Annotated in this window: 19 protein-coding genes and 1 pseudogene; 8 read left to right on the top strand and 12 right to left on the bottom strand. The window is 71.9% G+C overall.

The window, feature by feature from the left end; translation table 11 throughout:
• Positions 1–13: 13 nt before the first annotated feature.
• Entirely contained in the window at positions 14–943 is a 930-nt protein-coding gene (locus ACWEJ6_RS33085; protein WP_452428873.1) for a LysR family transcriptional regulator, read from the bottom strand.
• A gap of 62 nt (positions 944–1,005) precedes the next feature.
• Here ACWEJ6_RS33085 and ACWEJ6_RS33080 point away from each other — a divergent pair, with 62 nt between their 5' ends.
• Entirely contained in the window at positions 1,006–1,989 is a 984-nt protein-coding gene (locus ACWEJ6_RS33080) for an aldo/keto reductase (RefSeq protein WP_452428871.1), read from the top strand.
• Here the strand turns inward: ACWEJ6_RS33080 and ACWEJ6_RS33075 are convergent.
• The 3 genes from ACWEJ6_RS33075 to ACWEJ6_RS33065 all read right to left on the bottom strand — a co-directional run bounded on the left by ACWEJ6_RS33075 (position 1,955) and on the right by ACWEJ6_RS33065 (position 4,858).
• Positions 1,955–3,343: an MFS transporter gene (locus tag ACWEJ6_RS33075; RefSeq protein ID WP_452428869.1), complete on the bottom strand. Its 1,389-nt coding sequence runs from the start codon at positions 3,341–3,343 to the stop codon at positions 1,955–1,957. The two genes, ACWEJ6_RS33080 and ACWEJ6_RS33075, sit on opposite strands and share 35 nt — an antisense overlap.
• 94 nt (positions 3,344–3,437) lie before the next feature.
• Positions 3,438–4,415 (bottom strand): sigma-70 family RNA polymerase sigma factor, encoded by a 978-nt coding sequence (locus ACWEJ6_RS33070; protein ID WP_452428867.1) that lies wholly within the window; start codon positions 4,413–4,415, stop codon positions 3,438–3,440.
• 35 nt (positions 4,416–4,450) lie between these two features.
• Positions 4,451–4,858, bottom strand: coding sequence for an SgcJ/EcaC family oxidoreductase (locus ACWEJ6_RS33065; RefSeq protein WP_452428865.1), 408 nt, complete (start codon positions 4,856–4,858; stop codon positions 4,451–4,453).
• A 166-nt stretch (positions 4,859–5,024) separates the two neighbouring features.
• On the opposite strand from ACWEJ6_RS33065, the gene ACWEJ6_RS33060 reads away from it, so the two are divergent.
• Positions 5,025–6,137 carry an NAD(P)/FAD-dependent oxidoreductase gene (locus tag ACWEJ6_RS33060; RefSeq protein WP_387681216.1) on the top strand — a complete coding sequence of 371 codons (1,113 nt, stop codon included), beginning with the start codon at positions 5,025–5,027 and terminating at the stop codon, positions 6,135–6,137.
• Between the two features lie 13 nt (positions 6,138–6,150).
• Here ACWEJ6_RS33060 and ACWEJ6_RS33055 read toward each other — a convergent pair whose 3' ends face one another.
• A complete protein-coding gene (locus tag ACWEJ6_RS33055) occupies positions 6,151–6,612 on the bottom strand; it encodes a MarR family winged helix-turn-helix transcriptional regulator (protein WP_358000015.1) in 462 nt (153 codons plus the stop codon).
• 161 nt (positions 6,613–6,773) lie between these two features.
• Here ACWEJ6_RS33055 and ACWEJ6_RS33050 point away from each other — a divergent pair, with 161 nt between their 5' ends.
• Complete coding sequence (locus tag ACWEJ6_RS33050) at positions 6,774–8,438, top strand: alpha-amylase family protein (protein WP_387681213.1); 1,665 nt, start codon at positions 6,774–6,776, stop codon at positions 8,436–8,438.
• A 77-nt stretch (positions 8,439–8,515) separates the two neighbouring features.
• On the opposite strand, the gene ACWEJ6_RS33045 is transcribed toward ACWEJ6_RS33050, so the two are convergent.
• The gene (locus ACWEJ6_RS33045; protein ID WP_452428862.1) at positions 8,516–9,109 is read right to left on the bottom strand and encodes a TetR/AcrR family transcriptional regulator; all 594 of its coding nucleotides are present in this window, start codon (positions 9,107–9,109) and stop codon (positions 8,516–8,518) included.
• Positions 9,110–9,176: 67 nt separating this feature from the next.
• Between ACWEJ6_RS33045 and ACWEJ6_RS33040 the strand changes: the two genes are divergently transcribed.
• From ACWEJ6_RS33040 to ACWEJ6_RS33030, 3 genes are read left to right on the top strand one after another with little or no spacing between them, the layout of a single operon-like run.
• Positions 9,177–9,899 (top strand): SDR family NAD(P)-dependent oxidoreductase, encoded by a 723-nt coding sequence (locus tag ACWEJ6_RS33040; RefSeq protein ID WP_452428860.1) that lies wholly within the window; start codon positions 9,177–9,179, stop codon positions 9,897–9,899.
• A 9-nt stretch (positions 9,900–9,908) separates the two neighbouring features.
• On the top strand, positions 9,909–10,682 hold the full coding sequence (locus ACWEJ6_RS33035; protein ID WP_452428858.1) for an alpha/beta fold hydrolase: 774 nt from the start codon (positions 9,909–9,911) through the stop codon (positions 10,680–10,682).
• A gap of 25 nt (positions 10,683–10,707) precedes the next feature.
• Positions 10,708–12,459 (top strand): bifunctional metallophosphatase/5'-nucleotidase, encoded by a 1,752-nt coding sequence (locus ACWEJ6_RS33030; RefSeq protein ID WP_452428856.1) that lies wholly within the window; start codon positions 10,708–10,710, stop codon positions 12,457–12,459.
• Between the two features lie 41 nt (positions 12,460–12,500).
• Here the strand turns inward: ACWEJ6_RS33030 and ACWEJ6_RS33025 are convergent, their stop codons facing one another.
• The 4 genes from ACWEJ6_RS33025 to ACWEJ6_RS33010 all read right to left on the bottom strand — a co-directional run bounded on the left by ACWEJ6_RS33025 (position 12,501) and on the right by ACWEJ6_RS33010 (position 16,387).
• Entirely contained in the window at positions 12,501–13,241 is a 741-nt protein-coding gene (locus ACWEJ6_RS33025) for a cytochrome d ubiquinol oxidase subunit II (protein ID WP_452428854.1), read from the bottom strand.
• An 11-nt stretch (positions 13,242–13,252) separates the two neighbouring features.
• On the bottom strand, positions 13,253–14,503 hold the full coding sequence (locus ACWEJ6_RS33020) for a cytochrome ubiquinol oxidase subunit I (RefSeq protein WP_452428852.1): 1,251 nt from the start codon (positions 14,501–14,503) through the stop codon (positions 13,253–13,255).
• A 97-nt stretch (positions 14,504–14,600) separates the two neighbouring features.
• Positions 14,601–15,269, bottom strand: a complete 669-nt coding sequence (locus tag ACWEJ6_RS33015; RefSeq protein WP_352361586.1) for a response regulator transcription factor — start codon at positions 15,267–15,269, stop codon at positions 14,601–14,603.
• Positions 15,266–16,387, bottom strand: a complete 1,122-nt coding sequence (locus ACWEJ6_RS33010) for a sensor histidine kinase (protein ID WP_452428850.1) — start codon at positions 16,385–16,387, stop codon at positions 15,266–15,268. The genes ACWEJ6_RS33015 and ACWEJ6_RS33010 overlap by 4 nt, the downstream gene beginning before the upstream one ends.
• A 47-nt stretch (positions 16,388–16,434) precedes the next feature.
• Here ACWEJ6_RS33010 and ACWEJ6_RS33005 point away from each other — a divergent pair, with 47 nt between their 5' ends.
• A complete protein-coding gene (locus tag ACWEJ6_RS33005; RefSeq protein WP_358000040.1) occupies positions 16,435–16,650 on the top strand; it encodes a hypothetical protein in 216 nt (71 codons plus the stop codon).
• Positions 16,651–16,653: 3 nt separating this feature from the next.
• Here ACWEJ6_RS33005 and ACWEJ6_RS33000 read toward each other — a convergent pair whose 3' ends face one another.
• Both ACWEJ6_RS33000 and ACWEJ6_RS32995 read right to left on the bottom strand, forming a co-directional pair.
• Positions 16,654–17,670 (bottom strand): fatty acid desaturase family protein, encoded by a 1,017-nt coding sequence (locus ACWEJ6_RS33000; protein WP_449925370.1) that lies wholly within the window; start codon positions 17,668–17,670, stop codon positions 16,654–16,656.
• A 172-nt stretch (positions 17,671–17,842) separates the two neighbouring features.
• Entirely contained in the window at positions 17,843–20,374 is a 2,532-nt protein-coding gene (locus ACWEJ6_RS32995; protein ID WP_452428847.1) for an ATP-binding protein, read from the bottom strand.
• A gap of 9 nt (positions 20,375–20,383) precedes the next feature.
• Between ACWEJ6_RS32995 and ACWEJ6_RS32990 the strand changes: the two are divergent.
• Positions 20,384–20,479 (top strand): annotated as a pseudogene (locus ACWEJ6_RS32990) (glycosyltransferase family 2 protein); the annotation flags it as partial.

Raw genomic sequence — 20,479 nt, 5'->3', positions numbered from 1 at the left:
GAATTCGGGGTGATCACCGGAAAAGCGAGCCCTTCCCCGGATTTGCGGCTTCCGGGACGACGACGCGGACCGTGGCGGCGGCCCGTTTCAGGGCCTCGACGAAGGCGGTGACGTGGGGACGGGCGTCCCCGCGGCGCCAGGCGATGGCGAGCCGGCCCGGCTGCAGACCCGTCACCGGGCGGTAGACCATGCCAGGACGCTTGTAGAGCGCCGCGTTCCCCTCGGCGACCAGGACGACGCCCAGCCCGCTGATCACGGCCTCGAACACCTCCTCGGGCGTGTTCGCCGTGACGCCGACGACCGGGTCGTCGTCCCGGGCGTCGCGGGCGAGCCAGAAGTCGCGCAGCGGGCCGGCCGCGGCGGGCAGCGCGATGAACGGCTCGTCCCGCAGCTCGGCGAACGGGACCTCGGCCAGGCCGGCCAGCCGGTGACCGGCCGGCATCGCCACCCCCCGCTCCTCGGTGACCAGCACGTACGTCTCCAGCCCCGGCGGCACCGGCAGCCAGATGAACGCCACGTCGGAGGAGCCGTCGGCGAGGCCGCCGCTCGGGTCGTCCCAGCCCACGAGCCGGAGCGACACCTCCCATCCGGGCCGCGCCTGCCGGAACAGCCGCAGCGCCTCCTGCTGCAACCCCCGGCCGACGGCCGTCTGCATGCCGATGACCAGCGTCCCGGCGGGGGCGGCGGCGCGGGCCGTCTCCACGCCGGTAGCCCAGCGTCCGAGCAGGTCGCGGGCCATGGGCAGCAGCGCCGCGCCCTGCCGGGTCAGCGTCACGCCGCCGTGCACGCGTTCCAGCAGCGCGAACCCGAGCTGCCGCTCCAGCACCCTGAGCTGCTTGGACAGGGCCGGCTGCGAGACGAAGAGGCGCTCGGCGGCGCGCGTCACGTTCAGCTCCTCGGCCACCGCGACGAAGTAGCGGAGGTCCCGCAGGTGCACGTCCATAACCGATGGTTATAGCAAAGGGTCTTGGACGCCGGGCGCCCCCCGGCGGCACGATCATCGTCATGAAGACACGCGAACTCGGAACACTGCAGGTCCCCGCGCTCGGTTTCGGCGCGATGGTGCTCTCGCCCGGTGTGTACGGCGACATCGACGACACCCGGGCCGAGAAGGCGTTGCGGGCGGCCCTGGATGGCGGCGCCGGCCACATCGACACCAGCGACGCCTACGGCGTGGACGGCCACAACGAGCGCCTGGTCGGCCGCGCGCTCAAGGGCCGCCCCCGCGACGAGGTCGTGGTGGCCACCAAGTTCGGCCTGGCGATCCCCGAAGGCGAGCCCAGCCGCCCGTACCCGGTCGGGTACGCCTTCAACGAGCTGCGCGTGAACGCCGACCCGCGCCTGGTCCGCCGCTACGCCGAACGCAGCCTGCGCAACCTGGACACCGACGTGATCGACCTGTACTACCTGCACTACCCGGACCCCGGCGTCCCGGTGGAGGAGACGGTCGGCGCGATGGCGGACCTGGTGCGCGACGGCCTGATCAGGCACATCGGCCTGTCCAACGTGACGGCGGCCCAGCTCAGGGCCGCGCACGCGGTCCATCCGGTGACGGCCGTGCAGAACGAGTGGTCGATGTGGCGGCCGGTGGACCCGGACCTGCTGGCCGCGGCCCGCGAGCTCGGCGTCGGCCTGGTGGCCTGGAGCCCGCTGGGCAACGGCTTCCTGACCGGCACGGTCCAGCGGCTGGAGGAAGGCGACTTCCGCCACAACGCGCCCCGGTTCTCGGCGGAGAACCTGGCCGGCAACAACGACAGGTACGCCCCCATCCGCACCCTGGCCACCAACCTCGGCATCACCCCCGCCCAGCTGGCCCTGTCCTGGCTGCTGCACCAGGACGAGCACGTCGTGGCGATCCCGGGCAGCCGCACCCCCGCCCACATCGAGGAGAACCTGGCCGCCGCCGACCTCACCCTGCACCCGGACACCCTGGCCAGGATCGACGAGGCGCTGGTCAGGTTCGACGTGTCCGGCGGGACCCTCCTGTGACCGCCGGGCCGCCGCTCCCCAGCGTCGCCCGGACGGCGCACAGGGCCGCGCCCACGAGCAGGACGGCGACCGCGGCCACGACCCGCAGCAGCCCGTCGGCCGAGGACGGCGCGGCGAAGTAGACGCTGCCGAGCCCGGCGACGGCGGTCACCCCGGCCAGCACCGGCCCGGTGGCGTTCAGCGCCGAGATCGCCGACGCCAGCCGCGGCTCGACCAGCGTGGTGACGCGCGCGATCAGCGGGCTGTACCCGGCGGCGTGCCCGGCCCCGGCCAGCAGCAGCAGCGGGACGGCCAGGACCGGCCGCCACTCGTCCCGGCACAGCAGCGCCAGCAGGCCCGCCCCCACCGCGAAGGCGACCGGACCCGCGACCGGCAGGACCCGCTGCAACCTCTGCGGATACCGGGTCCAGCTCAGGCTGAGCGCGCCGAATCCCAGCGCGTACGGGACGAAGGCCAGCCCCGCCCACAGCGGCGAGTACCCCAGCGCGGTCTGGAGGTGCAGCGTGAGGGTGAGCAGGAAGACGGTGTAGCAGCCCATGACGATCCAGCACGCCGCCAGCCCCGGCCGCACCCCGCGCGGCCGTACCGAGGCCAGGTCGAGCAGCGGGTGCCGGGCCCTGGTCTCGTGCCGGACGAACACCACCGACAGCGCGGCGCCGCAGGCCAGCGAGATCCACATCCAGAGCGGCTGGCCGAGGTCGCGGCCGAAGATCAGCGGGACGGTGATCGCGGCCATGGCCGCGGTCAGGATCGCCACGCCGCCCGGGTCGAGGCGCGCCCGCGCGTTCACGGGCGAGGGCGGCAGCAGGCGCGGCCCCACGGCCAGCGCGATCACGCCGATCGGGATGTTGATCAGGAACACCGGCCGCCAGGACAGGCCCAGGAAGTCCGCGCTGACGACCAGCCCGCCGACCACCTGCCCCAGCGCGACGCCCAGGGCGAGCACCATGCTGTACAGGCCGATCGCCCGGCGGCGGGCGTCGCCCTGCCAGTGCGTCTGGATGAGCGCGAAGATCTGCGGCGTGAGCAGCGCCGCCCCGGCGGCCTGCGCGACGCGCGCGAGCACCAGCACGCCCACGTCGGGGGCCAGCCCGCACAGCAGCGAGGCGGCGGTGAACCAGCCCAGCCCGAACAGGAACGCGCGCCGCTGCCCGACGAGGTCGCCGATGCGCGCGCAGGTGACCAGGAGCACGCCGACGGTCAGCAGGTAGCCCGACACGACGAGCTGGATCGCCGTGCCGCCGGCGTGGAGGTCCTGGCGGATGGTCTGCGCGGCGACCGACACGATCGAGCCGTCCATGGAGGCCATGACCTGACCGGTGAGCAGCACGGCGAGCATCGGGCCACGGCGCACGCCGGTCACCAGGGTAGAAACGGGTGAAATCACCCGCCCAGCATCGGCCGTCCGACCCTGCCCGGTCTTGAAGAAACTTGCGGGCCCGCCGGGGTCATCGGGGCGCGTCGAATCCGGCCGCCAGACCGAAGGCCGAGAAGATCTCGGTCCCCTGGAACACCGAGTTCCGGCTGATGCCCTCGGCGGTGACGGTGAAGATCTGCAGCGTGTGGGGCTCGTACCGGTCGCCGGCGCGCCGGAAGGCGCCGAACCCCGGCTGGCCGTTGGCCGTGACCGCCGCCAGCCGCCAGTCGGTGCCGGCCGCCTCGAAGACCCAGTCCATGAACAGGCCGTAGTTGCCGCGCCCGGCGAACCAGTTGAGCATCGGCGGCATCTCCATGACGACGTCCTCGGTGAGCAGCCGTTTGAGCTCCTCGACGTCGGCGTGCTCGAAGGCGCGCATGTAGCGGTCGACCCAGGCGCGCTGCTCGGCCAGCGGCGGCTCGCCGAGCGGTTCGCGCCGGACGCCGGCCTCCTTCACCCGGGCGCGCGCCCGTTGCAGGGAGCTGTTCACCGACACGACGGTGGTGCCGAGGATCTCCGCGGACTCCGACGCGGAGAAGCTCAGCACGTCCCGCAGGATCAGCGCGCCGCGCTGGCGCGCCGACAGGTGTTGCAGGGCGGCGGCGAACGCCAGGCGCAGGCCGCTGCGCGCGACCACGGCGCCGGCCGGGTCGCCCGCGTCCAGCATCGAGTCCGGCAGGGGCTGGAGCCAGGCCAGGTTCTCCCCCTGGACGAGCGGCGCCAGCGGGTCGGACGCGGCCACCAGCCCCGACGGCAGCGGCCGGCGCCCCCGCACCTCCAGGGCCGTCAGGCAGGCGTTGGTCGCGATCCGGTAGAGCCAGGTGCGCAGGGAGCTGCGGGTGCCGTCGTACTGCTCCCGCGCCCGCCACGCCCGCAGGTACGTCTCCTGGACCAGGTCCTCGGCGTCGTGGGGTGAGCCGAGCATCCGGTAGCAGTACGCCAGCAGCTCCTTGCGGAACGGCTCGATCCGGCGATCGAAGCCCTCTTGTCCCGGCGTCACCGCGTCCACGCCCTTGCCCTGCCTTCCGCCTGCCTACGGGTACGTCAGCCTGCCACGACGGCCGGGCTGTTGTGGTAGGCCGCGAGCAGCCAGGCGCCGTCCCGCTTCTCCAGCACCCAGGTCGCGTACACCATACGCTCGGCGGGGACCTCGGCATCGCCGGGGAAGAGGACGCCGGTCTCGCTCACCGCGATCGCGGCGCTCTCGCCCAGGAAACGGATGCTCTCCAGCCGGTCGGCGGTCGTGCTGCCCTTGAGGTAGGACGCGAAGCCCTCGGCCATCTTCCCGCGCACCTCCTCCCTGGACCGGCGCACGCTGCCGGGCATGATCGCGGTGGCGTCCTCGGTGTAGTCGGTGACGAAGGCGTCGGCGTCGCCGTCGGCCCATGCCTGGTAGAGGCGCTCAAGGACGCTCTTGATGGCGGCCACGTCGTGCTCTCGGGTCTCGGTCATGGCTGTCTCTCCTCATCGCTGGTGACAGGTTCACGGATACGTACCGGCGGGGCCGCCGGAACTCATCGCGCCGGGACGGAGAACTTTCGAGCAGTTGCGGTTCGGGTTACGAACTATTATGGTTCGTAATACGAACGAGCTGTTGTCCCGATGGGAGATGTGCACCATGAGCCGTACTGTGGCGATCATCGGTGGTGGTTACGGCGGCGCGGCGGCCGCCAAGGCGCTGGACGAGCACGCGGACGTCGTGCTCATCGAGCCCAAGGACGCCTTCGTCCAGAACGCCGCGTCCATGCGGGCGCTGGCCCGGCCGGAATGGGCCGGGAAGATGTTCTTCCCCTACGACCGGTTGATGGAGCGTGGCCGGATCGTCCGGGAGCGGGCGGTCTCGGTGGATTCGCGGGGCGTGCTGCTGGCGTCCGGGGAACGGGTGGAGGCCGACTACCTCGTGCTGGCCACCGGGTCGGGGTACCCCTTCCCGTTCAAGTTCGAGGACGACCTGGCCGGGCAGGCGCGGGAGCGCATCCACGCCGTCCACGGGGAGCTGGCGGGGGCCGGTCGGGTGCTGATCGCCGGGGCCGGGCCGGTCGGGCTGGAGCTGGCCGGGGAGATCAAGGCCGTGTGGCCGGACAAGCGGGTCACGATCGTCGATCACGGCACGGAGCTGCTGCCGGCGTTCGAGCCGCAGGTGCGCGCCGACCTGCGCAGGCAGCTCGCCGAGCTGGGGGTGGAGCTGCTGCTCGGCACCACGCTGGACGCCGAGCCGCCCACCGGGCCGGGGCGGGCCGGGCCGTTCACCGTCGGGTCCACGGCGGGGGAGCTGTCGGCCGACATCTGGTTCCGCGCGTACGGCGTGCGCGTCCGGACCGGCTACCTCGACGGCGACCTCGGCGACGCGCGCACGCCCCGCGGCCACGTACGGGTGACCGAACGGCTCAACGTCGAGGGCCACGAGCACGTCTACGCGATCGGCGACATCACCGACCTGGCCGAGGCCAAGATGGCCGGGAACGCGATGCAGCACGCCGAGGTCGTGGCCGCGAACATCATCGCCCAGCTGCGCGGCGAGCGGCCCTCGTCGGTGTACCGGCCCTCGCCGCTGCCGTTCGTGCTGCTGCCGCTGGGGGCCGAAGGGGGCGTCGGCCAGCTGCCCTCGCCCGAGGGGCCGATCGTGCTGCCGGCCGAGTCGGTGGCCGACTACAAGGGCCGGGACCTGTTCACCGGACGGTTCGCCGAGCTGTTCGGGGTCGCCGGCGAGCCGGCGCCGGCCGGGGTGTGACCGCGCGCGGCGGTCAGGGGGTGTCGGCGCGCTCGATGAAGACCGTGGGGGCGTTGTTGTCCCGCACCAGGCGGGAGAGCAGGTCGGCGAGCGTGGCGCGCTCGGCCTCGTCGAGCCCCGACGGAAGCTCGTCGATGCGCCGGCACGCCTCGGTGTAGAACTCGTCGGCGAGCTTGGCGCCCTCCTCGGTCAGCGTGACCTGGACGGCGCGCCGGTCGGCGGGGTTGGGCTCGCGGCGCACCATGCCGCGCTGCGCGGTGCGGTCGACCAGCTCGGTGAGGCTCGACTTGGCCAGGCGCAACATCGCGCCCAGCTCGCTCATCCCGTACGGCTGGGCCATCAGCACGCACAGGAGCTGGCCCTGCTGGGAGGTCAGCCCGTACGCGCGGGCGGACTCGGCGTAGACGGCGTTGACCAGGAAGGTCGAGCGCACCAGGGCGGAGACGACTCCCAGCTGCTCCTCGGGCTTGGCCATGAGATCAGATTACCATCAGTTCGGCTCCCGAACTATTTGCGCGGGATCCGCACGGCTGCTCGGGTTCGGCAATGCCCTGGTGGCCCGAGGTCACGGGATTAGAACCGGACGCAAACCACCAAAAGGACATTTCTTCTGGCCGGGTGGGTAGCAGGCCCGCCATGCGACTGACGTACACCTCCGACGTCTGGTGGAAGAACGCCGTCGTGTACTGCCTGGACGTGGAGACGTTCAAGGACGGTAACGGCGACGGTGTGGGCGACTTCCGCGGCTTGACCCAGCAGATCGACTACCTCGCGGGTCTCGGCGTGACCTGCCTCTGGCTGATGCCGTTCTTCCCCACCCCCAACCGGGACGACGGTTACGACATCACCGACTTCTACAGCATCGACCCCCGGCTGGGGACCCTGGGCGACTTCGTGGAGTTCATGCGGACCGCCAACGACCGGGGCCTGCGGGTGATCGCGGACCTGGTCGTCAACCACACCTCGGACCAGCACCCCTGGTTCAAGGAGTCGCGCAGGAGCAAGGACTCGCCGATGCGCGACTGGTACGTCTGGTCCGACACCCCCGAGCCCGACGACCCGAAACAGGTGGTCTTCCCCGACAAGGAGGACTCCATCTGGCAGTACGACGAGGGCAGCGGCCAGTACTACCTGCACAGCTTCTACCGTCACCAGCCGGACCTGAACGTCGGCAACCCCGAGGTCAGGGACGAGATCACCCGCATCCTCGGCTTCTGGATGGAGCTCGGCCTGTCGGGCTTCCGGGTGGACGCGGTGCCGTTCCTCATCGAGAACGTCAACCCCAAGCTGGCCAACCCGCACGAGTTCCTGGCCGACCTGCGGGCCTTCATGACCAGGCGCAAGGGCGGCTCGATCCTGCTGGGCGAGGTCAACCTGCCCTACAAGGAGTTACTGCGGTACTTCGGTGAAGGGCTCGGTGACCAGATCACCATGTGCTTCGACTTCATCGGCATGCAGAACAGCTGGCTCTCCTTCGCCCGTAACAACGCCCGCCCCCTGATGGACGCCCTGCAGGAACGCCCCCGGGCCCCCAAGGACTGTCAATGGGCGATGTTCCTCCGCAACCACGACGAACTGACCCTCGACAAGCTCACCGAAGAGGAACGCCAGGAGATCTTCGAGGCGTTCGGCCCCCGTAAGGACATGCAGATCTTCGGCCGCGGGCTGCGGCGGCGGCTGCCCACGATGTTCGGCGGCGACCTGCGGCGCATCAAGATGGCCTACAGCCTGCTGTTCTCCCTTCCCGGCACCCCCGTGATCTTCTACGGCGAGGAAATCGGCATGGGGGAGAACCTGGACGAAGAGGGGCGGATGGCCGTCCGCATCCCCATGCAGTGGTCCGAGGACGGCGGCTTCAGCCAGAAGGAGGAGACGGTCCGCGAGATCCCCGAGGGCTCGTTCGCGCCCGACCGGGTCAACGTGGCCGACCAGAAACGCGACACCGACTCGCTGCTGCGCTGGTTCCAGCTCCTCATCGAGCGGTACCGCGAATGCCCTGAGCTGGCCTGGGGGCAGTACACGGTGCTGGACACCGGCGACGACGCGATCTTCTCGCACCGCTGCGACGCCGACGGCGCGACGGTCGTGGTCGCCCACAACCTGTGCGACACGGCCAGGGACGTCGAGCTGCGGCTGGACGGCCTGGAGAACTGCGACCTCACGGACCTGCTGGTGGACGGCACGATCAAGGTGTCGGCCGACGGCACGGCCAAGCTCGCGCTGGGACCGCACGGCTGCCGCTGGCTGCGCGCCTCGCCCCCCGAGCTGCCCCCGGAGGACGCGGGCGTCATGTCGCAATAATCCGGACGCGCGAAAGCCTTCACGAGCCGGGCGGCCGCGCGGGTCAGGTTTTTGGGCGCCGGACGGTCGTGCGGCCGTCAGTCCGCTGGCGGCGGGTAGGCCGCCATGGCGAGTTCGGCGACCCCCAGCAGGCCGGCGTAGGAGGCGCCGTCGCGGGACTGCGTGGACATGCCCTGGATCACCGACGCGAAGAAGGTGGCCAGGGCTTCCGTGTCGGTGCCGGGGGCCAGCCGGCCGGCCGCCACGTCGTCGTCCACGCGCCTCCTGATCGCCGCCTTCGCCGCCTCCCTGAACCCGCGCAGCAACTCCGCCACGTCGGCGGACTCCGGCCCGCAGTTGACCGCGGCGCTGATGATCAGGCAGCCGGGCGGGTGGTCCGCGTTCGTGTACTCGGCGGCCGACTCGCGCAGCACACGTTCGACGGCCTGGCGGCCGGTGGGCTCCTCGGCCAGCGCCCTGGTGGTGAACGCGCCGTGGGTGAGCTGGTAGCGGCGCACCGCCTCCTCGAACAGCCGCCGTTTGTCGCCGAAGGCCGCGTACAGACTGGGGGGCCTGATGCCCATGGCGGCGGTCAGCGCCGCGATCGAGGTCGCCTCGTAGCCGTGCTCCCAGAACGCGCGCAGCGCGCTCTCCAGTGCCGCGTCCCTGTCGAATGCCCGCTGCCTCGCCATGCGCCCATTCTATAGCGATCGCTATGTTATGGTTTCTGTATCGATCGCTAAAGAAAGGATTCGAGCGATGAGGACTGCCCTGGTGACGGGCGCCGGCAGGGGCATCGGCCGGGCCATCGCGCTGCGCCTGGCCAAGGACGGGTTCCGCGTGATCGTGAACTACGCCAGGGACGCCGCCGCGGCCGAGGAGGTCGTCGGGCTGATCGGGGCGAACGCCGTGGCCGTGCGGGCCGACCTGGGCGTGCCCGAGGAGGTCGAGCGGCTCGCCCGCCGGGTGGCCGAGGAGACCGACGTGCTCGACGTGCTGGTCAACAACGCCGGCATCGGCCTGTCCAAGCCGCTCGCGCAGGAGACGGAGGAGGGCTACGACCGGCTGTTCGCGGTCAACGTCAAGGGCCTGTTCTTCCTCACCCGGCAGGTGCTGCCGCTGATCCCCGACGGCGGCCGCATCGTGAACATCACCTCCGGCGCGGCCCGCATCGCCTATCCCGAGGGCATCGCGTACGCGATGACCAAGGGCGCGGTGCAGGTGTTCACGCTGGCCCTGGCCAAGGAGCTGGGGCCGCGCGGCATCACGGTCAACAACGTCGCGCCCGGCATCATCGACACCGACGTCAACGCGGGCTGGCTGAGCGACCCCGGGGCCCGCGCCTACGCGGCGAGCAGGCACGCGCTCAACCGCATCGGCGAGCCCGGCGAGATCGCCGACGTGGTCGCGTTCGCCGCCTCGCCCGCGGCGAGCTTCATCACCGGCACCACCCTCGACGCCACCGGCGGCGGAAACCTCTAGGAGACCCCCATGCCCACAATCGTCCACGACGGCGGACGCGTGCACTTCAACCGGGCGGGCAGCGGCCCCGGCCTGGTCATGGTGCACGGCACCGGCGGCGACGCCGTCAGCAACTACGGCCACCTCGTCCAGAACTTCACCGACATCCGCACGGTGATCACCCCCGACTACGCGGGCAGCGGCGAGACCACCGACCCCGGCGGCGACCTCACCCTCGACCTGCTGATCGAGCAGGTCGCGGCGACCTTCCCCGAGGGCGGCCCGTCCGACCTGGTCGGCTTCTCGCTGGGCGCGGTTGTGGCGGCGGGGGTCGCCGCCCGGCATCCCGAGCTGGTCAGGCGGCTGGTGCTCATCGCGGGCTGGACGCACGCCGGCGACCCCCGGCTCCGGCTCGGCCTGCGCACCTGGGCCCGGCTGGCGGCCACCGACCCCGAGAGCTTCGCGGCGTACGCCCCGCTGGTCGGCTTCAGCCCGGCCTTCGTCAGCGACCAGGGCGAGGACGGCCTGAAGGCCATGATGGCCGGCGACCCGCCCCCTGGCACGGTGCGCCAGATCGAGCTGGACCTCAGGACCGACATCAGGGACCTGCTCCCCAGCATCACCGCGCCCACGCTGGTGATCGGCTGCACGCAGGACCACCTCGTCCCGGTCGGGCACGCCCGCGCCCTGCACGCCGCGTTGCCCGGCAGCCGTTACGCCGAGCTGGACAGCGGGCATGTGGTGCTACACGAACGTCCCGAAGAGGTGACAGCCTTGATCCGCGATTTCGTAACCAACGAGTAATTTGTCCTGGTTACCCTCCAGGCACATGCAGACCAAGAAGCTCGCCGCCACAGGGGCCGCCGCGCTGACCGCGCTGGCCCTGGTGGCGCTCCCCGCCCACGCGAGCGGGGACAAGAGCGTCACCGTCACCGTGATGGGGACGTCGGACATCCACAGCAACGCCCTCAACTGGGACTACTTCAAGGACGCCGCCTACGCCGACAAGCAGGGCAACACCATCGGCCTGGCCCAGGTGTCGTCGCTGGTCAACAAGGTCAGGGCCGAGCGCGGGGCGGACCACACGCTGCTGTTCGACTCGGGTGACACGATCCAGGGCACGCCCCTGGCCTACTACTACGCCAAGGTCGAGCCGATCACCGAGACCGGGCAGACCCACCCGATGGCCAAGGCCATGAACGCCATCGGCTACGACGCCGTCACCCTCGGGAACCACGAGTTCAACTACGGTCTGCCGCTGCTGGCCACCTGGATCAGGCAGATGCGGGCGCCGGTGCTGGGCGCCAACGCCGTGCACGCCGGGAGCGGGCTGCCGGCGTACCGGCCGTTCGTGATCAAGAGCATGAAGGTCAGGGGCGACAAGCCGATCAAGGTCGGCGTGCTCGGCCTGACCAACCCCGGCGTGGCCATCTGGGACAAGGCGAACGTCGAGGGCAAGCTGCGCTTCACCGACCTGGTCGAGTCGGCCAGGAAGTGGGTGCCGGTCATCCGCGGCCTCGGCGCGGACGTGGTCGTGGTGACCGCGCACGCGGGCGACAGCGGCATGTCCTCCTACGGCACCGACCTGCCCGTGGAGAACGCCTCGGCGATGGTCGCCGAGCAGGTGCCGGGCATCGACGCGGTGCTGTTCGGGCACGCGCACAACGAGGTCGCCCAGCGCTTCGTGACCAACAGGACCACCGGGCAGCAGGTGCTGCTCACCGAGCCGGGCAAGTGGGGCCAGCGCCTGTCGCGGCTCGACTTCACCCTCGCCAAGCAGCGCGGGAAGTGGGTCGTCACCGGCAAGAGCTCGGCCACGCTCAACACCAACACGGTGACGGAGGACCCGAAGATCGTCTCGCTGCTCAAGCCGCAGCACGACACCACGGTGGGCTACGTCAACAAGGTCGTCGCCAAGTCGGCCGAGGAACTGTCGGCGGCCGAGTCGCCGTACAAGGACACGCCGATCCTCGACTACATCCAGCAGGTGCAGACCGAGACGGTGAAGGCCGCCCTGCCGGGCAACACGCTGCCGGTGTTGTCGATCGCCGCGCCGTTCAGCCGCACCGCCGTCTTCCCCGCCGGTGACGTGCGGGTCAGGGACGTGGCCGGGCTCTACGTCTACGACAACACGCTGCTGGCGATCAAGCTGACCGGCGCCCAGATCAAGGACTACCTGGAGTACTCGGCCCGGTACTTCAACCAGCTCAACCCGGGCGACCCGGTGGACGTCACCAAGCTGACCAACGCCGGCAACACCCCGGACTACAACTACGACCAGCTCTCGGGCGTCTCCTACGACATCGACGTGGCCAAGCCCGCCGGGCAGCGCGTCGCCAACCTCACCTTCGAGGGCGCGCCGATCCCGGCCGGCAAGGAGTTCGTGGTCGCGATCAACAACTACCGCCAGTCGGGCGGCGGCGGCTTCCCGCACGTCACCACCGCTCCCGTGCTGTACAACGCGCAGGTGGAGATCCGCCAGGCGCTGATCGAGTACGCCACCGCCAAGGGCACGATCAACCCCGCCGACTTCGCCTCCGCCAACTGGCGGCTGACCCGCGACGGCGCTCCGCTGTTCTGACCCGACGCCAGGCGGGTGCTCCACCAGGGTCACCCGCCTGGTCACAGGTACGAGGGCCCGCTGACCCGGTGCCGGAACGTCCACCACATCCACCCCTGCGAGGCCACCAGCAGCGGGATCAGGACGAGGATCACCGGCGTCAGCAGCGCCCCCGACGACCCCGCCACCAGCGGCAGCCGCAGCCCGGCCAGCACCCCGACCACCAGCAGCGCACCGACCGTCAGCGCGTACGTGCGGCCCTCGCCCGCCTCGCCGGACAACACCCCGGCCCGCTCCCGCAACGATCCGCGCAGCCGCAGCGCCGCGAACGCCAGCCCGTGCACCGCGAACAGCGCCGCCACCACCAGCGCGGCCAGCAGCACGAGCGGCCCCTGGATGCCGAGCAGCACCTCGGCGAGCAGCAGCCCCCAGCTCAGCGCCAGCCCCCAGCTCCCGGCCACGATCCCGCCGTCCCAGAACGCCTGCCAGAGCGCCCCGGGCACCCGCCCGCGCAGCCACAGGCCCATGTCCCTGACCACCCACGAGACGAGCAGCGCGACGACCACCGCGTAGTTGCCGCTCAGGAGATGGCCCTCCAGATCGGGGAAGAGCCCCGCGAGCACACCGGCCGAGGCCACCAGCCACACCTCGTTGCCGAGGAAGAACGGCGCGATGGCGGCGATCACCTCGCGCCGCTCGCCCGCCGACCGCCCGAGGTACGGCAGCGCCATGCCGACCCCGATGTCGGCCCCGCCCAGCACGAGGTAGCCGAGGGCGAAGAAGGCCAGGACGAAGATCTCCATGATCGGCTCCCTCAGAACGCGGGGACGGGGACGGGGGTCTCGGCCGGGAGGGCGCCGAGCGCGACCGCGCCTGGCCCGCGCGTGGCCGCCCGGGCCAGCAGCCAGTAGTTGACCGCGATCAGCACCGTGAACACCGACACGAACGCCGTCAGCGACAGCCGCATCTCGCCCGCCGTCACCGGCGACATGGCCTCGGACGTGCGCAGCAGCCCGTAGACCACCCACGGCTGACGCCCCACCTCGCGGAAGGTCCACCCGGCGAGCATGGTGACGAACGGCACAGGGATCATCAGCGTCAGCAGCCAGTGCCAGGCCCGGAAGCCGCGCACGACCGGCCGGAAGAACATCAGCAGCAGGCTCAGCCCCGCCACGACGGTCATCACCAGCCAGAGGATCATCATCGTGATGCCGGCCCCCTGCACCCAGCCGGTCGGCGGCAGGTAGTCGCCCGGTCCGAACCTGGCCGTCATGTCCGCCTGCACGGCGGCCAGCCGCTCGGCCTGGCCCGTCCAGGCCGCCGCCTTGGACGGCTGGAGGGTCTGGAACCCGAGGCCGCCGAACGTCACCGTGAAGAACGAGGCCGGCAGCGCGACGCCGACGCCGATCCGCAGCGACTTCCTGAACAGGTCCTGCTCGGCCGTGCGTCTGCGCAGGTGGTAGGCGCTCACCCCGGCCATGAAGAACCCGCCGACGATCATCGCGCCGCCGATGACGTGCCCGAACGCGATCTGCGCGGCCGGGTTGGCGATCATCGCCCCGAAGTCGGTCAGCCGCAGCCTGCCGCCCTCGACGGCGTGACCGACCGGGTTCTGCAGGAAGCCGTTGGAGATCATGATCCAGAACGCGGACGCGTACGCGGTGAGCGTGACGACCCAGATCAGCGCCAGGTGCGCCCAGCGGTTCAGCCGGTTCCAGCCGAAGATCCACAGGCCCAGGAACGTGGCCTCGACGAAGAAGGCCACCAGCGTCTCGATCGCCAGCGAGGCGCCGAAGACGTTGCCCGCGTAGTCGGTCAGCCCGCTCCACGACAGCCCGAGCTGGAACTCCATGACCAGCCCGGTGACGATGCCCATGGCGTAGTTGATGATGTAGAGCTGCCCCCAGAACCTCGTCATCCGCAGGTGGACGGGGTCGCCGCTGAACGTGGCCCGGGTCTGGACGACGGCCACCAGCGTCGCCAGGCCGAGCGTCAGCGCGACGAAGAGGAAGTGCGCGCCCGCGGTGAACGCGAACTGCAGCCGGGCGAGGTCGACGGTGTCCATGCCGAGAGCTTGGCGTCACGGCCTGCTCCGCCGCGTCAGCCTCCGGTCTGCAATCCGGCGTACAACCCCGGGCCGAAGATCACTGAAGTCGTACGACTCAGGTTGTAAGCCAGCCCGGCGTGATCATCCCGGCCTCGTAGGCGACCACCACGAGCTGGGCCCTGTCGCGCACGCCGAGCTTGGTCATGATGCGGCTGACGTGCGTCTTCGCCGTGGCGGGGCTGAGCACGAGCCGGGCGGCGATCTCGTCGTTGGACAGCCCGGCCGCCACCAGGCCCATGACCTCCCGCTCGCGCTCGGTGAGCGCGTTGAGCTCGGGGCCCGGCTCCGGCCGCTTGACCCGGCCGGCGAACTCCGCGATCAGCCGCCGCGTCACCGACGGCGAGATCAGCGCGTCGCCCCTGGCCACGACGCGGACCGCGTGGATCAGCTCGGCCGGCTCGGTGTCCTTGACCAGGAACCCGCCCGCGCCCGCGCGCAGCGCGCCGTAGACGTAGTCGTCCAGGTCGAAGGTGGTCAGGATGATGACCTTGACGCCGTCGAGCCGCGGGTCGCCGGCGATGCGCCGGGTGGCCTCCAGGCCGTCGAGCTCGGGCATGCGGATGTCCATGAGCACCACGTCGGGCCGGTGCTCGTGGGCGCCCGCCACGGCCGCGGCGCCGGTGCCGGCCTCGCCGACGACCTCGATGTCGTCCTCGTCGGAGAGTATCGACCGGAATCCGGCGCGGACCAGGGTCTGGTCGTCGGCGAGCAGTACGCGGATCATCGGACTCCGTTCAGTGGCAGGCGGGCGACGACGCGGAAGCCGCCCTCGGGGCGCGGGCCGGCCTCCAGGTCGCCGCCGAGCGCGGCGGCGCGCTCGCGCATGCCCTGCAGGCCGAAGCCGCTGCCTTCGGTGTACGTGGCGCCCGGGCCGTCGTCCTCGACCCGGATCAGGATGTTCCCTGAGGAGTTGCTGACCGAGAGGGTGGCCTTCGTCGTGCCGGAGTGGCGGGCGACGTTGGTCAGCGACTCCCTGATGATGCGGGCGGCGGCCAGGTCGACCTCGGTCGGCACGGCGTCCAGGGGCCCGGACGGCTCGACGGCCACCTCCAGCCCCGACGCCGCGACCAGGTCCGGCAGCCGCGCCAGGCTGTCCGCGGGCCTGGTCGGCGCGTCCTCGTCCACCTGGCGCAGCACCCCCAGCGTGGTGCGCAGCTCGCGCAGCGTCTCCTTGCTGGTCTCCTTGATGGTCCGCAGCGCGGCCTCGGCCTTCTCGGGACGCCTGGCCAGCCCGTGCAGCGCGGCCGACGCCTGCACGTTGATCATGGAGATGTTGTGCCCGAGCACGTCGTGCAGCTCCCTGGCGATGCGCAGCCGTTCCTCGCTCTCGCGCCGCCTGGCCTCCTCCTCCTTGGAGTGCTCGGCGTCCAGCGCGCGCCGCTGCGCCTCCAGCAGGTACGCCCGGCGGTTCCTGGTGACCCCGCCGAACGCGATGGCGGCCACCACCCAGCCGGTGATCGCGCCGAACGTGCCGTCGTCCACGTGCCTGGACCCGTGGGACTCGCCGAACCCCATCGCCAGCAGCACGGCGGCCCCGGTGGCGATCGCGGCGGCCAGCCGTCCCTGGTCGGCGGCGGTGTAGAGGGCCACGAACACCAGCACGACCAGCGGCCCGTCGAACCGGGCGAGCGGATAGTAGGCGGACACCGCCACGACGACCACGATCAGCGACGTGACGGGAAGGCGCCGCCGCAACAGCAGCGCGCCGCACGACACGATCGGCAGCAGCACGTCGAGCGCGCTGGGAGACTGCTCGCTCCTGAGCCCGGCGACCAGGGTGCCGGCGAGCGCGACGGCGACCACCACGAGGGACACCGCGGTGCTCGCCGACAATCTAGGCATGTGCTCCATTTTGTATGGTCGTGCGAGTGATGGGGTAGTTGACCGAGATGAGTACCAAGGATGAGCTCCGGCAGGTCGAAGAGGACCTGGCCCGGCTGAAGGCGGAGAACCAGGACGTGCGCGACCAGGTGGGCACCATGGGCGCGACCGACCAGATCGAGACCGCGGCCATGATCGCCCAGGCCGACGAGCAGTCCGAGCTGATCGCCGACCTCGAACGACGCCGTGCCGATCTGGAGAGGCGGGTCGAGGAGGAGGGCTGAGGCTCAGCGGCGCAGCGGAGCGCCCACCTCGTGCAGGTGGCGCAGGGCCTGGCCGTAGGAGGCGACGAGCCCGGTCTGCAGGTAGCTGACGCCGACCTCGGCGCAGTAGCTCTCGACGATGGGCTGCGCCTTGCGCAGGTTGGGCGCGGGCATGTTCGGGAACAGGTGGTGCTCGATCTGGTAGTTGAGCTGGCCGAGCGCCACGTCGGTGAACAGGCCGCCCCTGACGTTGCGGGAGGTCAGCACCTGCTTGCGGAGGAAGTCCAGCTTGTCGTCCTTGGTCAGGACGGGCATGCCCTTGTGGTTGGGCGCGAACGTGGAGCCCAGGTAGAGGCCGAACAGCCCCTGATGCACGGCCAGGAACACCAGCGCCTTGCCGAACGGCAGCACGGCGAAGACCGCGCCGAAGTAGAGCACGAAGTGGGTGGTCAGCAGCGCCAGCTCCGCCCACGGCCGCTTGGCCGCCGGCGCGAGCAGCGCCTTGAAGCTGGCGATGTGCAGGTGCCAGGCCTCAAGGGTGAGCAGCGGGAAGAACAGGAACGCCTGGTACCTCGCGACGGCCCGCGGCAGGCCCGCGCTCCGCGCCACCTGGTCGTCCGACCAGACGATCACCGCGGGGGAGACGTCCGGGTCGTGGTCCTCGTGGTTGGGGTTGGCGTGGTGGCGGTTGTGCTTGCTGGTCCACCATCCCCAGCCCAGGCCGATGCCGAGGTTCCCCAGCAGGAGGCCGGTCACGTCGCTCGGCCGCCGCTTCCTGAACACCTGGCGGTGGCCCAGGTCGTGGGAGACGAAGCCGATCTGCGCGAAGACCACGGCCAGCGCGACCGCGACGAGCAGTTGCCACCACGAGTCGCCCACCCAGGCGAACAACGCCCAGCAGCCGAGGTACGCGGCGACCACGATGGTCAGCCGCACCGCGTAATAGACCGGACGCCGGTCGAGGAGACCGGCGTCAGAGATTCGGCGGGCTAGTCGGGCGAAGTCACTGCCCCGGGTGTCGACCACACTTGGACTGGCCACAGATCTCCTCACATTGCGGTGGAAAGTTGCCACAACCCTGGCGTATCCGCCGCGAAACCGGAAGGTGTTCCATGCTCGTCCGGGGAGCGGCGGAGAAGGGGTTCGTCGTCGGTTTCCGTGGCCTCTTCCCCGACCATATGGCCCGGCGGCGCATGCCGCGTACGCGACGGGCTCAGCCGAGCAGGGACAGTGCGTGCCGCTCCGGGTCCGGCAGCGCCGCTCCGCTGGTCAGAGCCTCGTGGAAGGCGTCGGGGCCGAGGGCGGAGCGGCACCGTCCGACCAGGGCCACCACGGCGGGGTCGGCGGAGCCGGTGACGCCGCGCAGCGCGCGGGCCGCGCCCAGCAGCTCGGCCGCCGGCCGGGGCGGCAGGTGCTCGGCGACGCCTTCCAGCACGGTCGCGCGGGCCGTCCGGTCGCCGCAGGTCTCCATCAGCTCCAGCGCCGTGCGCAGCGGCGGCCCGGGCTCCGCCACGCGGGCCAGCTCGACCTGCATGAACGCCCTGAACTGCGCGGGCCCGTCGCCGTTGTCCAGGGTCAGCGCGCGGTCGAGCAGCCGGGCCGCCTCCGACCGGTCGCCGGTGCGCCGGGCCAGCTCGGCGCGGGCGTGCAGGACCCTGGCCTGGGTCACCGCGTCCTCGGCCCGCAGCGCCGATCGCCACGCCTCCGCCAGCGTGGTCGCGGCTCCTTCGTGGTCGCCCGCCCGCGCCTTGAGCTGCCCGAGCCGGAGCAGGAACGTCATCGGGCCGAACGGCGCGTCCAGCCCCGACAGCTCCGCGGCCAGGCGTCCCGGCTCCTCGGCACGGGCGAGCGCGGCGGCGAAGTCGCCCCGGTTCTCGGCGACCAGCGACAACCAGTAGAGGCAGGCCCACTGGCCCCAGCGGTCGCCGGTGCGGCGGAAGCCGTCGAGCGCCGGGCCGAGCAGGTCCTGCGCCCCGGCGACCGTGCCGTACTCGAACCGGACGATGCCGCCGACCAGCAGCGCGGCCGAGCGCGTCCACAGGTCGGGGGAGTCGCGCAGGCGCTCGACGACGTCCTCGGTGAGCTCGACGACGTCGTCGGGCGGGCGTTGCGCGCCGCTCATGGCCCAGAAGTTCAGCGCGGCGGGATGGTCGGAGTCGAGCACCGCCGGGGTCGGCTCGCCGCCCGTGAGCACCCGGCACAGCCCGTGCGCCAGCTCGCGTCCCGGCGGCGGCACGTCACCGACCCGGCGCAGCACGGCCGCCGCCCGCTCGCTCATCTCGCGCCGCCGTCCGCGCATGATCCAGGGCCAGAACCGGGGCAGGATCAGCCTGAGCGGGTCGTCGGAGTGGCGCAGCGCGGCGTCGAGGTTGTCCTGCTCGGCGTCCAGCACCTCCAGCCAGGCGAGCTGCTCGCCGGTACGCAGGAGTGGATCGGCGGTCTCGGCCAGCCGGGTGTAGTAGCGGGCGTGGGCCTGCCGGAGGGCGGGCAGGTCGGCGGCGGCGTACTGCCTGATGGTGGCCAGCATCGAGTAGCGCTCGCCGGAGACCGAGACGAGCGACTTGTCCACGAGCGAGGCGAGATCGTCCGGGTCGCCGCCGCACACCTCCGCGACGGCCTCGTACGTCGCGCCGCCGGAGAAGACCGTCAGCCCGCGCAGCAGCTCGCGCTCGGGCGCCGACAGCAGGTTCCAGCTCCAGTCGACGACGTCGCGCAACGTGCGATGGCGCGGCTCGGACGTACGCCCTCCGCGGAAGGCCAGCCGGTCGCCGAGCTGCCGGACCAGCACGGACACCGGCATCGTGCGCAGCCGGGCGGCGGCCAGCTCGATCGCCAGCGGGATGCCGTCGAGCTCCCGGCAGACGCGCCCGGCGTCGGCCGCGCTCACCTCCAGGCCGGGCCTGGCCGCCGCGGCCCGCGCCAGGAACAGCTCCGCGGCCTCGGGCAGCGGCAGGACGGGATGCAGCACCTCGCCGGGGATGTCGAGCGGCTCCCTGCTGGTGGCCAGGACGCGAAGTCCGGCGACCTCCGACAGCAGCCACCGCGCGACCGTGGCGGCCTCCTCCACGACGTGCTCGCAGTTGTCCAGCACGATGAGCGGCGACGTGCCGCGCAGCGCCCGGACCACGTCGGTCGTCCGCAGCACGCTCTCGACCGCGGCCCGCACCCCCGTGGCGGAGGCCAGCTCGACCAGCCACACGCCGTCGGGCACGTCGAGACCGCGGGCCGCCTCCAGCGCCAGGCGGGTCTTGCCCACGCCGCCGGGGCCGACCAGCGTGACCAGCCGCTCGTCCCGGCCGCCCAGCAGGGCGTGCAGCCGGGCGACGTCGCCGGCCCGGCCGACGAAACCGGTCAGCCGGGCGGGCAGGTTGCCCCTCGGCGCGGGAGCCGGGTCGCGCAACGCCGCCATGTGGGCCGCGCGCAGCTCGGGGCCGGGATCGACGCCCAGCTCGTCGGCCAGGTCGGCCCTGATCCGCTCGAAGACCTCCAGCGCCTCGCCGCGCCGCCCGCGCGCCACCAGCGCCCGCATGAGCAGCGCGTGGAACGGCTCGCGCAGCCGGTGCGCCGCGACCAGCTCCTCCAGCTCGGCCACGGGCTCGGCCGCGAGGGCGGAGGCGGGCTCGGCGGTCAGGTCGGCGGTGATCGCGGCGGCCAGGGCCGTGAGGCGCAGTTCCTCCAGCCGGGCCGCGGGCGCGGCGGCGAAGGCCAGCCCGGCCGCGTCCGCCAGCGCGGGCCCGCGCCACAACGCCAGCGCGACAACACCGGCATTCCCGCCGGCCGTAACCGCGGCGTCGAGGAGTGCTCCGGCGACGTCGTGCTGTTCCTCGACGACGACGGCTGGTACGCCAAC

The sequence above is a fragment of the Nonomuraea sp. NPDC004702 genome (assembly GCF_053601695.1).
The sequence above is the reverse complement of the archived record's forward strand: the minus strand, read 5'-3'. Positions and strand labels throughout refer to the sequence as shown.

Excerpts from the sequence above, each read along its gene's own strand:
- ACWEJ6_RS33085 (WP_452428873.1), bottom strand. The coding sequence starts at position 943 with ATGGACGTGCACCTGCGGGACCTCCGCTACTTCGTCGCGGTGGCCGAG.
- ACWEJ6_RS33080 (WP_452428871.1), top strand. The coding sequence starts at position 1,006 with ATGAAGACACGCGAACTCGGAACACTGCAGGTCCCCGCGCTCGGTTTC.
- ACWEJ6_RS33065 (WP_452428865.1), bottom strand. The coding sequence starts at position 4,858 with ATGACCGAGACCCGAGAGCACGACGTGGCCGCCATCAAGAGCGTCCTT.
- ACWEJ6_RS33060 (WP_387681216.1), top strand. The coding sequence starts at position 5,025 with ATGAGCCGTACTGTGGCGATCATCGGTGGTGGTTACGGCGGCGCGGCG.
- ACWEJ6_RS33055 (WP_358000015.1), bottom strand. The coding sequence starts at position 6,612 with ATGGCCAAGCCCGAGGAGCAGCTGGGAGTCGTCTCCGCCCTGGTGCGC.
- ACWEJ6_RS33050 (WP_387681213.1), top strand. The coding sequence starts at position 6,774 with ATGCGACTGACGTACACCTCCGACGTCTGGTGGAAGAACGCCGTCGTG.
- ACWEJ6_RS33045 (WP_452428862.1), bottom strand. The coding sequence starts at position 9,109 with ATGGCGAGGCAGCGGGCATTCGACAGGGACGCGGCACTGGAGAGCGCG.
- ACWEJ6_RS33040 (WP_452428860.1), top strand. The coding sequence starts at position 9,177 with ATGAGGACTGCCCTGGTGACGGGCGCCGGCAGGGGCATCGGCCGGGCC.
- ACWEJ6_RS33035 (WP_452428858.1), top strand. The coding sequence starts at position 9,909 with ATGCCCACAATCGTCCACGACGGCGGACGCGTGCACTTCAACCGGGCG.
- ACWEJ6_RS33030 (WP_452428856.1), top strand. The coding sequence starts at position 10,708 with ATGCAGACCAAGAAGCTCGCCGCCACAGGGGCCGCCGCGCTGACCGCG.
- ACWEJ6_RS33025 (WP_452428854.1), bottom strand. The coding sequence starts at position 13,241 with ATGGAGATCTTCGTCCTGGCCTTCTTCGCCCTCGGCTACCTCGTGCTG.
- ACWEJ6_RS33020 (WP_452428852.1), bottom strand. The coding sequence starts at position 14,503 with ATGGACACCGTCGACCTCGCCCGGCTGCAGTTCGCGTTCACCGCGGGC.
- ACWEJ6_RS33015 (WP_352361586.1), bottom strand. The coding sequence starts at position 15,269 with ATGATCCGCGTACTGCTCGCCGACGACCAGACCCTGGTCCGCGCCGGA.
- ACWEJ6_RS33010 (WP_452428850.1), bottom strand. The coding sequence starts at position 16,387 with ATGCCTAGATTGTCGGCGAGCACCGCGGTGTCCCTCGTGGTGGTCGCC.
- ACWEJ6_RS33005 (WP_358000040.1), top strand. The coding sequence starts at position 16,435 with ATGAGTACCAAGGATGAGCTCCGGCAGGTCGAAGAGGACCTGGCCCGG.